This window comes from Pseudomonas sp. NMS19W, from assembly GCF_051554255.1.
Taxonomy (GTDB): domain Bacteria; phylum Pseudomonadota; class Gammaproteobacteria; order Pseudomonadales; family Pseudomonadaceae; genus Aquipseudomonas; species Aquipseudomonas kribbensis.
This window is the reverse complement of record NZ_CP136718.1, coordinates 4,870,375-4,882,402: the sequence shown is the minus strand read 5'-3', so window position 1 is coordinate 4,882,402 and position 12,028 is coordinate 4,870,375. Positions and strand designations below refer to the sequence as shown.

The window sequence follows — 12,028 nt, the reverse complement described above, 5'->3', positions numbered from 1 at the left end:
TCCATTCAAGAGGAAGCGCCTGAATGAAAGCTTCGCAAACAAGCCCCGTGCATCAACTGGTCAGAGCCGTGCTGGGACAGGGCAAGAAACGTTTGTCTGTGCCGCGCAAGCTGGATCGTTACCTCGCGGAATTTTCCAGCGTATTCGACCTGATAAAACACAGTGCGAGCGAGTTGCAGGCATTCGGTTTGACACACTCGCAGGCCGAGAGCCTGCTGCTGCGTGGCAGGGCATTGGCGCTGCAGATCACCCGGTTGTACCGCCAGCAGGAACTGCGTGCGACGCTGGGACGCGGCAACAAAAAGGCGTTGGTGAGTTTGCCCACCTACGAACAATTGTTCACTCCCAATATTGACGAGTCGGCGCCAAAGGGCAGCCCGGAGCATCATGCCTCCCCGGTCGCCTATCTGGTCAGCCTGCGCGAATTTGTCCGTGACGAAATCGAGAAACACGCGGGCCCTGATGCTATTCCGTTGCAAGACCGACGCCCGGATGTCGATCAACTGTTGATTGATCCTGCGGCCATCAACGAAGAGAAGTCCCGGGTCGACATCCACAGTCGGATTATGGAATCGGTGCTTTCGAAAGCGTTGCCTCCCGAGTATTCAACGGTTCAGGAATTTTTGGGCTCGACACGTGTTCCCCTCAGCATGCCGTTCGAGACGGATGCTGTGAGCATCTGGCAGGTGGTGGATCAGGTTGTGACAACCCGCTCGCTGGGCGAAATCATTCGCAGGATGGACCGCGATTATCCGTATTTCATACGTCCGGGTGGTCGTGGGGGGCGCGATCACACGGCGTGGCAACTGTCTTTGCCGATGGGGCGTGAAGCGATGGCTTTGCAGCTCGAGAACTCGGTGTTTCCATTGAGTGCTGAACTGGCTTTTCTGTCTTCGGACAGGGTTGATCCACTGACGGGTTGCATCGATTCTGATCCGCAAAAAACCTCCACAGATTTTTATCGCAGGAACTATGGGCCGGCCATTTTCGACAATCAGGATCTTCGTCGGCTGGGGCTGTTCAAGATTGCGACCGGCCTCGCTCAGTCGGGGGTGGACGGCTTGCTGGCGTGGGATAAATTTACGCCCAAGCTGTCGCCCAACGTTCCTGCAATAGGCAATCCGGAGGAGCTTCTGACGGGAGAGGTTGCCGGGGCGCGTTACGTCAATGGCGGAGAGCAGCCGGCGATCGGGCTCGATATCGGAGAGATCGATATCAAGCATTTGCTGACGAATATCGGTGAGTTTCCGGTGGGCAGGCTTGAACACCGTGCCGAGCGCATTCACCGCAAGGTGCGTCTGGATCACATTCTGAAATTGCCAAGCCATGAGGTGGACAGGCTACTGGTTGCCGCAATGAACGCCGAGCAGCGCGCAGGCGCCAGTACATCCCTCTGGATTCGCCCCGCCACCCTGAGCTGCCTGGGCCTGTTCGTGGAACTGATCAACGTTCATGGCTGCACCGCCGAAGAGTGCGCGGGGTTGGTGGATGTGCTGTCGGTCCATGGGCAGAATGGATCAGCCGCATTCTTTGATCAGGTTTACAACGAACCTCTTCCCGTTAATGACCCGCTGCGCATCGATGGCAGCCCGTTGGCGATCATTCCGGTCACTGCAGCCGAGCAGCATAAGGTGCACCAGATTTGCACCGCGTTGCGTATCAATGGCGAAACCTGTCGCTACCTGAGCACCGTTATCGCCGAGGCCAAGGGCAAAACGACTTCCCTGGACTGCGATCTGCCTACGCTCTCGGCGTTGTGGCGTCTGGTACGGCTTGCCCGGCTGAGTGAGTTGACACCGATCGAGTACACCGCGCTGGCACAAACCCTCGGACTGACAGTCCAGCTGGCGACTGAGCCTGCAGTGTCCGAATCCGGGACCACGGAAGGCGCGGATGTGCTGAGCGCCATTCATGGGTTGATCGAGTGCGCGCAATGGGCCAATGAATTCAATCTGTCGGTGCTGTGGTTGGTGCAACACCTCAATCCTGTCGTTGTCCCGGCCGTGTGGACTGAAAGCCAGGAACAGTTTCTTCGGCAATTGGCCAGCCAGGCACAGTCGGTGCTGGTGCAACCTGCGACATTGCTGGCAGCAGGCGCACCGGTACGCTTTCCGCATAACGAACAGATCATCGATTGGTCGTCCTTGCTGAGGTCGCTGGTGGACGAACTCTGGCTGGTGATCGGTGAGTACGACCAGACAGAAGAGCGGTATCTGGCGTACGCCGAGGAACAATGCGAAGCCATCGCATTGTTTGTTTATCAGGATTCGGTCGATCCGACCCTGGAGGCGAAAAAGGCAAGCGTTGAAGGCGTTGCTGCTGTTGGTTCTGCTGCGTTGCCGCGATGAGCAGCGCACGATGGTTGAAGAGAACCTTGCGGTCTATCTGCGGATCGATGCATTACTGACCCGTCAGGTCCTGGCCTGGGCGCAGGGGCATCCCTACAGATTCCTGGCACAGGCACTGAGCATGCCTGCAGAGCGCAAGCGTTGGGCGTTGAAGAAAGCGCAGGAAGAACCTGATCAGTTTCTGCGACTGTTCGCCGAGGTCGAGCGCCGAGCCCGGATTGCCAGTACGCTCAACGTGAGTCCGACACTGCTGGAGATGCTCCAGGCAAACGAAAACTATCAGTGGTTCAGTCTTGGTGACCGCTACGAAATCTCGATCACTACCCTTTACTACCTGGCGATGTTCGGCCGAATGGTGGAGCAGGCCCGGGAGCCGGAAGAGAAGATTCTCGACTATTTCCTTCAGGTCAACCTTCTCGAGCCCGATCTGAGCGACGATGCGCGTCGGCTGGTGCGCGATGCGGCGGCTGACAAACTGGCCCGATTCTTCGGCTGCGGCATCAAGCATGTGCTGACGGTCGTCAGCCATTTGAAAGGTGAAGTTCAGGACAGCGACGAACTTCCGCTGCTACAGACTCTGCAAGAGCTTGATGTACTGCGACGCACACTTGAGCTGGCAGCCAAAGGGCTGGATGCCGGAGCCGTCGTCAGTCTTGGCAACCTGAATCCGCTGGATACCCAGGCGCAATACGCCAAGGCTGCGCGCAGTTCGCTGGAAAGTTACGATCGTTTCGTCAATCTGCAGACGCTACCGGAGTCGGCAGAAGTCGGCCAGAGCTACACCACCCTGTGCACAGTCGACAATCGCTACCTGATCGCGAACGTGGATCAGGAAGTTTCGGAGTTTCTACTGCAACTGAAGGATTTCTTCGGTGTTCCCCTCAAGGGTGTGCCGATTCAGTTCAAAACCGATATCGGCGTCGTGCTCACTCCCGAAGTCAGGACCGATAACCAGGGACGTGCGGTGGCGCGCCTGCAGGCCGGCAAAACAATGGGGGCCGCCCATATCAGCTACAACCTGCTGCTCAGCGATCCAGTCTACGGTCCGACGGTAACCATAGGGCCTGATATGGAATCCCTGAGGCCCGAGCCCGAGTTGAGCTCGAGACTCAAAACCATCCCGCCGGTTCTGGCAGGCAGGCAAGAAGAAGTCATGTTGTTCACTGAGGTACTCGACAAGTATGGCAACCGCCCCGCCAGATTTCCGCTGGAGTGGCGAACAACGCTTGGCGAGATACGGCCGCGCCAGACGGTCACCGACAAGGATGGCAAAAGCTTCGTGTGGGTATCCAGCCTTTCGGCAGGCTCCGCCCGGTATATGGTCGGGCCTGTCGATCGCTCCCATACCATGACGTTCGCCGATTCGCTGCTGTTCAAGGATTCGCCGCGGATCTTCGATGCCCCTTATGTTACCGAGGTAGCAAGGGAGGGCGTTCCATTGCCGGTGAGTTGCAAGGTCGTCGGACTCGATGGGTTGCCTTCCGTGGGGCAGGTGGTTTCGTGGAGGACGGAGCCTGCCACGATCACAAAAGATGAAACCACCGACCCATCAGGGATCGCTACGTTCTCTGTGCCCAGCCCTGCGGCCGGCCCTCTGACGATTTTCGCCAGGTTGGGCAGTGACGCCGAGGTCCGGCTCACAGTCGAGGTAATCGACACCGCCCAGATCGTGCTTTACTTGGCTAATCCTCCAATGGCGGTGATCGGCGCGCGTCCAACTTTATTGTGGGTAGATGTGGCGGATAAGCCGGGGGCAGATGGCAAGCCCATTGGGCTTTATCCGGTCGTCTGGAAAGTCGAATCGGTTCCTCCTGTCACCGATACCGTCCTGTCGGATGAGCAAGGTCGTTCCGTCTATCCGTTCGAGACATCAGCGGTCGGCACGTACACGGTGACCGCAACCCTGCAACACCATCCGACGCAAGTGCACAGCTTTACGGTTGAAGCCATCAAGGCGTTCGGATGGAACATCGTTCTGTTCACGCTGACACCTGACGGTGACGAGTTGAACCGCGAGCCGATTCTTCCGGCAGGCCCTGGGCGACTCGATTTGTTCAGAGGCACGCGCTATCGCATCGAGATCCAGCCGAGTGATCCTGCCTCCCTCAAAGACAGCCGCGGCGCTGCGGGGTGGAGTTCCCAGTACTCCACGAGGGCACTGGCCATGGACTTCCAGCCGCCCATGGCCGAGTCGTTCACCTATGGCGACACCCCTCACGTCATACAGCTCAGGACAGGAGACGTGCGCAACGGTGACTTCGAGATCAGTGTGCATGCCGACAAGTTACCGCAGGCCCTGGTGATTCCAGGAAGTCTGCGCAAACGACCGCTGGTACGACGCCGTTCAAATAAATCCTGAGATGACCCACTGCCCAAGGCCAGCTGCGGTCGGATTCCCACCGCGAGACAGGGAGAAAAACAATGCCTGCGTCCGTTGATACTTCGTTAAGAAAGCGTTATTTGAAGGCTATGGTCGACGTGGTGGTGGGGCACCGACTGGCCCCCTTCCCTTTCGCCATCCCTGCTACGGAAACGTTGAGCGACGTGCTGCTGACTGACCTTGAGGACGAGGCCAAGGCGCAAGCCACCGATGTTTCCTCAACGGTGCGCACGTTACAGCGGTACATCCATGGCGTTTATGGCGGTATGGAGCGCGGTTACAAAAATGTTTCTTTCGATCGGGACGACCAGGATTATTGGTGGAAAATCCTGAGCAATTACAGTTGGTGGTCGGCCAACGTGCTACTCAAGGTGCATGCGGCCAACTACATCGAGCCGCCATTACGCCTGAACAAAACCGAGCTGTTCCGTGTACTGGAAGGTGAGCTTATGCAGAGGCGTCTGACTGATGCTTCGGTGAAAGTGGCGCTCATGTCGTACACAAGTGGTTTCGAGAAGCTCAGTAATCTGGAGGTCAAGAGCTGTTATATCGACGGGACGAAAAACCGCAATGCACCTTATTACCTGGTGGCAAGGAGTCGCACGCAACCGTTCGACCATTACCTGCGCAAGGTCAAGGTCGAAGTGGACGAGCACAGTACAAAAATCAACCCGGCGAACTGGGAGGAGTGGCAAAAGTGCAACATCGCCACCACTGGCACGGTCGTCGATATCCGCGGTGTGGTGTGGCTTGGCCAGTTGGCGCTGGTCTGGTGTGAATGGATCGATCGCCAGGTCGATGGTAACGGCGTGGTGCAGTCGCCCTGGACCTTGAACATTAAATTGGCGTTCAAGTCGATCGACGAGACGTGGTCCGCTCCGTTGACGTTGCATAGCCGAAAATGTGAATCGGACGTTTCCGATGGTTGGCTGGCGGTATTTGCTGATGGTGATGGAAGCCCGAGCGATGATCGGCTGCGAGTGTGTTACACCAATCTTCACACCGCCGACAGGAACGGTACTCCCGGCGGTATCGAGATCCATGAAGTGCGCGATCATTTGATGAGAAGCGTGGAGGGCGATATTTCCACCTCGCTGGCGATGGTCTACGGACGCTTCAGGAATCGTAACGGCGTGCAACAGAAAATCGTGCCCGCCGATTATCCGAAAATCGAGATCAAGCCCGAGAATCCACCGGCTGACCCCATCCGTAGCGGACTGGCGGTTGATGTTGTCATCAGCAACGAAACGCGGCAGAACGGCGAAGCGTTTCAAGTGATGAGGGTACGTGGTCGCTGCACTACCGTGAGCGAAGCCGGGCGGGTTTTGCAGCGTTTGTCGATCAGCTGGAGAGCACTGCATGACGACACTTACACCCATGTCAGTATTCAATATGAGGACGATACGCACGTCACAATCACTCTGACGACGCGTCGACAACCTGTCGCTGTACATGATGTACGCCTCTCCACGGAAAGCGCTGAGTACGAGACTGTCCATTCGTTTGCTGTCACGGATTTCAAGGAAGTCGCACCAGGTGACAGAACCTGGACAGCGCAATCTGTCGTAAAACTCACAGACCCTGCATTGCGCTATCTCGTCGAAAGAACCTCGGAGGAGATCCGGGCCGGCGCCGGTTTTTCTGTCGACCCACTTGGGGTGGCGGCGGTCAACGATGACAATCGACTCGAACAGAAAGTTCTCTATGACGCCGTGCCGTTCAGCATAGGCCTCCAGAGTCCGACGCCGACCGACCCGGCCCCGTCGCAATTCATCGCCCCGATGGACGGAACCGTCACATCGCCGTGGGTTGTCTATGAAAGTTCTGTTTTTCCCGTCGACGCTGACATTCCGGTGGACTTCAGTGCGGATGGAGTGACAGTGACGTTCCTCGTAAAGCTGACGGCCCGGCCAAAGAGTTACCTGACCCCGACCATCGGTGAGACCAATGCTCGGGGCGCGCAATTTTTAAGCTTCAATGACTCGAGTCAGGCGCTCAAGCACCTTCGACTGGGCTCCCAGATTGCTGCGATTCTGACCAGCCGTGCGGCGGTATCGGTGGATGCGCTGATGGACTGGGATACCCAGCATGTCGAGGAAGACCCTCTGCCGGATGGCACTCGCGAACGGCACGGCTTCTTTTACGCTTGCAACGCCAGATACTTCTGGGAAGTGTTTTTTCATATACCGCATCTGGTGTTCTGGCGCCTGTCCGAAGAAGGTCGTTACCAGGAAGCACAACGCTGGCTGGAGTACATCTTTCACCCGTTGTCACCTGAAGTCGTGAAAAAGCCCGGCAGTACCCATATGAATGCGCGGCCGGCTTACTGGCTCTGCCGTCCGCTGGAAATCGATCATGTCGATTGCTCATATGAGCAACTGGCACCGACGGATCCCGATGCGCTCGGTTATTGCGCGCCGATTCACTTCATGATTGCGGTCTTCCTGCATTACATCCAGAACCTGATCGCAGAAGGCGACGATCTGTTCCGACGGCTTGATTACGACAGCATGGTCCGTGCCGGCCTGCTCTACAGCAAGGCCTGGAGAATGATCGGTGAAAAAAGTGGTACCGATACGGGTAGCACCTGGAAGTCGCAAACGCTGGATAAATTGCTGACGGCCATCGAAAGTCGGGATCCTCTTAAAGCGTTTGAGGCCAGGCTAAACCTTTCACTGGCTGACATGCCCATGTCGATGACGGGTAAACCGCAACTGGACTTGACCGGCAGTGGTGTCTTCAAGGCGGGGGTCAATGAGCGTCCTGCTGCTATTTGGGATTTACTCAAATCGCGTCTGGACAACTTGCGTTCGAACCGCTCGATCGACGGTTACGATCTGGTGCTGCCCCTTTTTTCACCGATGGGAGACCCTAGGGAACTGCTGATTGCTCAGGGGAATGGCACATTGGGCTCGTCACGCAGTCCGGGTGGCCAGGTACAGATCGTACCTTACCGATTTCAAACCGTCTACGAACTGGCGCGGGACGCCGTCGAGTTTCTGATCCAGCAGGAGGACCAATTGCGGTCGTGGCTGGAAATGCGTGACCGCAACAAGCTTGAAGAACTGCAGCATGAGCATTTGATGGGACTGGCCGAACATACCCGTTCGATTCACGAGGCAACCATCGCCCAGCTTGAGGCCACGGCCGCTTCTTTGCGCCAGAGCGAAAGCATGGTCAATGAACGGATGCAACATTACGAACGCCTGGTCAGGGAGGGGGTGTCCGCTGCCGAGAACAAAGTCATCGAAAAAAACCGCAACGCTCGTCATATTGCTGCGGGGGTCACGGGACTTGAAGTTCTTGGAGCGGAACTGGATGGACTGCCGAACATCGGCGGGACGGCATTTGGTGGCTTCAGGCTGGCGGCGATTCCCTACACAGGTGCTCGGTTACTTCAGTTGGTTGCCGAGGGGCAGAGAGGTGAAGCCGAGGAGGCCGGCATCAACGAGTCGTATCGTCGGCGCGGTGAAGAATGGACGCTTGAATACAATCAGTGCCGCAGCCAGGCACGGGTCTTGCGCGAACAGATATTGGCTCAGGAACACGGGATCAGGGCGGCCAGGGCCAGCCTGGAACTGTCGGAAACGGCCAATACCCAGTCAAAGGAAATTTACCGTTTCTACAAGGAACGCAGTACCGGCCCGGATTTGAGCAACTGGATCGTGGGGCAGATCAAGACTCTTCTTTACCAGCTCAATGACCTTTGCGTCAGTCTTTGTACGAATGCCGAACGCGCTCTGCAGTATGAAACGGGCGACTTCAAAACGAACATCATTCGTTCCGATGCCTGGAATGACACCCGCCATGGATTCACATCCGGTGCGGCATTGAAAATGGGCCTGTTACAACTGTCGGCCGCGCGGATCCAGCGGCATGAGCGTCAGATGGAAATCACGAAGACGTTCTCCCTGAGTCAGCTCGTGGGCGAAGATGAATGGAGCAACTTCATCACATCGGGAAGCCTGAGTTTCAGTTTGAAGGAAAGCCACTTCGCAAATGACTACCCGCAGCATTACTGCCGGCAGATAGTGGAGCTGACATGCACCTGCCCGGGGCTGTTGGGGCCATACGAGAATCTTTGCGCCATTCTGATGCAACTTGGCAGTTCGACAATGCTGCAACCGGATATCGACACGTTCAAATATCTGTACGATGACAGTGGCGAACCGACTCCGGGGGCACTGGTGCAGAACCTGCGGCCCTATCAACAGATAGGTCTGTCTCGCGGCGTGGATGACAACGGTATTGTCGATCGGGCACCCAGTGATCGCCTGCTGCCTTTTGAAGGCACCGGTGTCCATGGGAACTATAAAATTACGTTTCCCAGGCCAACCAGGGACAGTCAGGCCAACCTGTTGCAGTCTTTGACTGATTTTATTTTGACCGTGAGTTATCGCGCTCGCGATGGCGGCCCGCTTTTCGGTAGTGCTGTAGAAGCCGTGCTTGCAGCTCCGCGTCAGCCACCGAAAAAACGCCTGGCCACTCAGGCAGGGAAGGTACGGCCATGAACCATAACTTTCTTGAAAATGGTGACTTCACCAATGATTTGGCTCCTTGGGAAACCAATGATTTGGGTTCGGTAAATCACAACATTGATAAGTGGAACGGTAACGATGTCCACCTGATGGTTGCCAAGAATCTGGGGGAAGGCTGGCAAGGAATAGTATTGCCGGACAAGCCGCGGCCGAAGGCGGACAAGGCGGTTTACTGGCTGTATTTCTTGTACGAAGTTACAGGGCTCCTTCCTGGCGCGCACGGAACTGTCCGGATCACTGGCGCCGAGTCAGGCCAGACGAATCTCGAGCTCGTCAATTCACTCAGAGTGCCGACTGAAGAAGAACCTCAAGACGTCTATTTGAACAAGTGGGAGGAGAAGCTGAAGCTCGTCGAGAGTGAAACGCAACTCGAAGTCCGTGTCATGAGCCCTTCAAATGGAGGTATCGGGCCAGGTGCTGTACGTTTCACGCATGCAGAGGTGCTATTGCGGCTGGAGGATCTGGAGCTGTCGTCTTTGACGGTCGACGGAGTGACTCAGGTTCCGGGTGAGATCCCCCTGTGCATTGGTGGCATCCAGGAGCTCCGGTTTTCGGTGGCGGATGGAAACGCCTGGGAGGGGACAGAAGCAGGGCTGGTCTCGATCGCCGATACCGAGGACCTGTTACGGGCAGTCCCGGCGATGGAGCAGGAGCAATCCATCGACAATGCCTGGCAACTTTCCTGCAAGGATACGGAGGCTGATGCGCAAGTCACTGCAACTCTGGCCATACGCAGTAAATACACCGCTGAACTGTATGAGTTAACGGTGATTTGTGGTCATTTCTGGCTGGACGTCATTGCGGTGGAGGAACCTTGGTTTTTTCCGGTTATCGACCTGGCTCAGTCCGTTAATCTGATTGTGCAAGTGGTCAGCCACTTCACCCGGATGCCCTTGGCCCATCGCAAGGTCACTTTCAAACTGGATGATGCGGTGTTGCTGGAGCAGGACTCGGGTGCGGATGGCAAGGTTTCTTTGTCATGGCTGCCGACGACCTCGGGCAACCACGAAATCAAGGCATCGGTCGTTAGCTACTACCGGCCGGATGAGGCCCAGTACACGTTCAGAATCCACGCCATCCAGAGCGATCCTTGGAAAAGCTTCAAGATTCAACTGGACGAACTCCCTGAGGTGATCTGGGGGAGTGGCACAACCTACCTCAACCGTGGTGCAAGCCATGTGTTGAAAGCGATGTTTGCTGATCACGTCTTGGACGAAACATTGTTGACGATGGAGTTTCAGGGAGACGAGACGCCCGGGGACGTGGGCATCACGATCACCCCTGAGGTCCAACCTGTCGTCGGGGGTGAAGTGAAATTGAACGCGGTTTGTGAAAACCGCAGAAACGGTAAAGTCTCATTGTTGTTCAAGTGTTCGAAGTTGCTGCTGGCGTCTCCATTGCTGGAACTGGATCTGGGGCATCACTGGCTATCCATCGTCGATCCGAAGGTTTTAACGAAATTTCCTGTGGCGGGCGGGCCCGATGTACGGTTGTCTGCACGAATTGAATCGCGAGTGCCCGGTGTAGGTGGTGTTCAGAATGTCACCACGTATTGGAGTGACAATGGCGAACCGGAAACCACGGAGCCGACGGGGCCCGGCGGCAATCTTCAGACCTCGTTCGAGCCAGGTCCCGAAGGCGACTCCGAGGTCATTTTGAGAGTTGCCAATCCTTACGATGGAGTGGATGGCCGGCACGCGTACAAATTTCTGGTCTTTGGAGAAAGTCCTTGGGCCCGATTGGCGAAAGTGACGCTCGATGGGCGAGAGCAAGGGCGTGTGGGGCTGATCTGTTTTCGCAATGCCGAGGCAGTGCCACTGAAGATCGAACCGAAAGAAAATCTTCTGGTAGGCGAATTCATTTCCATAAAGGTTTCATCTGAGGATGGGCGTGATCTTGAGTTTCACGCTGAGCCTGATCTGACCACCCCACGTCAAGTGACCGAGGACGGCCTGATCTATAGAGTCCGTTCCACGTCGCCCATCGGTTCCTTTTTCCAACTGCAAGTACTCCACCACTCAGAAGATCCGGATTCCGGGCTTCCACCCAATGACCTTGAGGGGCGATTGTTATCCGCCATTCTGTCGGAGGAAGGGGAACTGAAATTCGATGACCGGCCGTTGGCTCCCGGGGAGTCGATACCGGCCTGCCTCGGAGCGCTCCATTCGCTGCGATTTACACCATTCGAGCAAAGCCCCATGGTCGGGCTTGCCATGTCGGCGACATTGCAGGATGGCGACGATCTGGGAATGAAACTGACGGCCAAAGATAACGAACCTGTCCCGATCTCCGGAAAAGAGTGGGCGCTCGATGCCCGTGCCAGCACCGAAAAGGGTGCGCAAGGCATTGTGTTTACCCTCAATGAAGCCGGGTTCAGCTACCCGTCGATAAAAGTCCCGTTGAATCACAATCGAATCCTGGCCGAGGCCGACGGGCCTGATGTCGATCTGGAAGTGGGGCAGTCAACACGGTTGTATCTGATGGCTCGTTCGTTTTACACCAACGCACCCGTTTCGACGCTGCCAGTGACCTTTGAAAATGCAGACGATGTAAAGACCGAGCTCACCGATGAGTCGGGTGAGGCCCGATATGTTTTCACGGCTACGGCACCCGGCATATTTCCGGTTACCGCTACTGCCGAGAGCCCCTACGACGCAGTTCCACAGGTCAAAACCTTCAGCGTATTGGTTATTGGCTCCCGCACTCGGGACGCCGATCAAATGGGTGAGTCATCCATTCCAACTTTACGGAAAAGGGACTGA

Annotated in this window: 4 protein-coding genes; all 4 read left to right on the top strand. The window is 56.4% G+C overall.

Going from position 1 to position 12,028, the window contains the following annotated elements:
- Positions 1-23: 23 nt before the first annotated feature.
- The 4 genes from R1A29_RS22380 to R1A29_RS22365 all read left to right on the top strand — a co-directional run bounded on the left by R1A29_RS22380 (position 24) and on the right by R1A29_RS22365 (position 12,028).
- Positions 24-2,348 carry a Tc toxin subunit A gene (locus tag R1A29_RS22380; RefSeq protein ID WP_438299618.1) on the top strand — a complete coding sequence of 775 codons (2,325 nt, stop codon included), beginning with the start codon at positions 24-26 and terminating at the stop codon, positions 2,346-2,348.
- The gene (locus tag R1A29_RS22375) at positions 2,305-4,707 is read left to right on the top strand and encodes a hypothetical protein (protein ID WP_438299617.1); all 2,403 of its coding nucleotides are present in this window, start codon (positions 2,305-2,307) and stop codon (positions 4,705-4,707) included. The genes R1A29_RS22380 and R1A29_RS22375 overlap by 44 nt, the downstream gene beginning before the upstream one ends.
- Before the next feature lie 62 nt (positions 4,708-4,769).
- Positions 4,770-9,239, top strand: a complete 4,470-nt coding sequence (locus R1A29_RS22370; RefSeq protein ID WP_438299616.1) for a neuraminidase-like domain-containing protein — start codon at positions 4,770-4,772, stop codon at positions 9,237-9,239.
- Positions 9,236-12,028 (top strand): hypothetical protein, encoded by a 2,793-nt coding sequence (locus R1A29_RS22365; protein ID WP_438299615.1) that lies wholly within the window; start codon positions 9,236-9,238, stop codon positions 12,026-12,028. Before R1A29_RS22370 ends, R1A29_RS22365 begins: the two co-directional genes overlap by 4 nt.

Excerpts from the sequence above, each read along its gene's own strand:
- R1A29_RS22380 (WP_438299618.1), top strand. The coding sequence starts at position 24 with ATGAAAGCTTCGCAAACAAGCCCCGTGCATCAACTGGTCAGAGCCGTG.
- R1A29_RS22370 (WP_438299616.1), top strand. The coding sequence starts at position 4,770 with ATGCCTGCGTCCGTTGATACTTCGTTAAGAAAGCGTTATTTGAAGGCT.
- R1A29_RS22365 (WP_438299615.1), top strand. The coding sequence starts at position 9,236 with ATGAACCATAACTTTCTTGAAAATGGTGACTTCACCAATGATTTGGCT.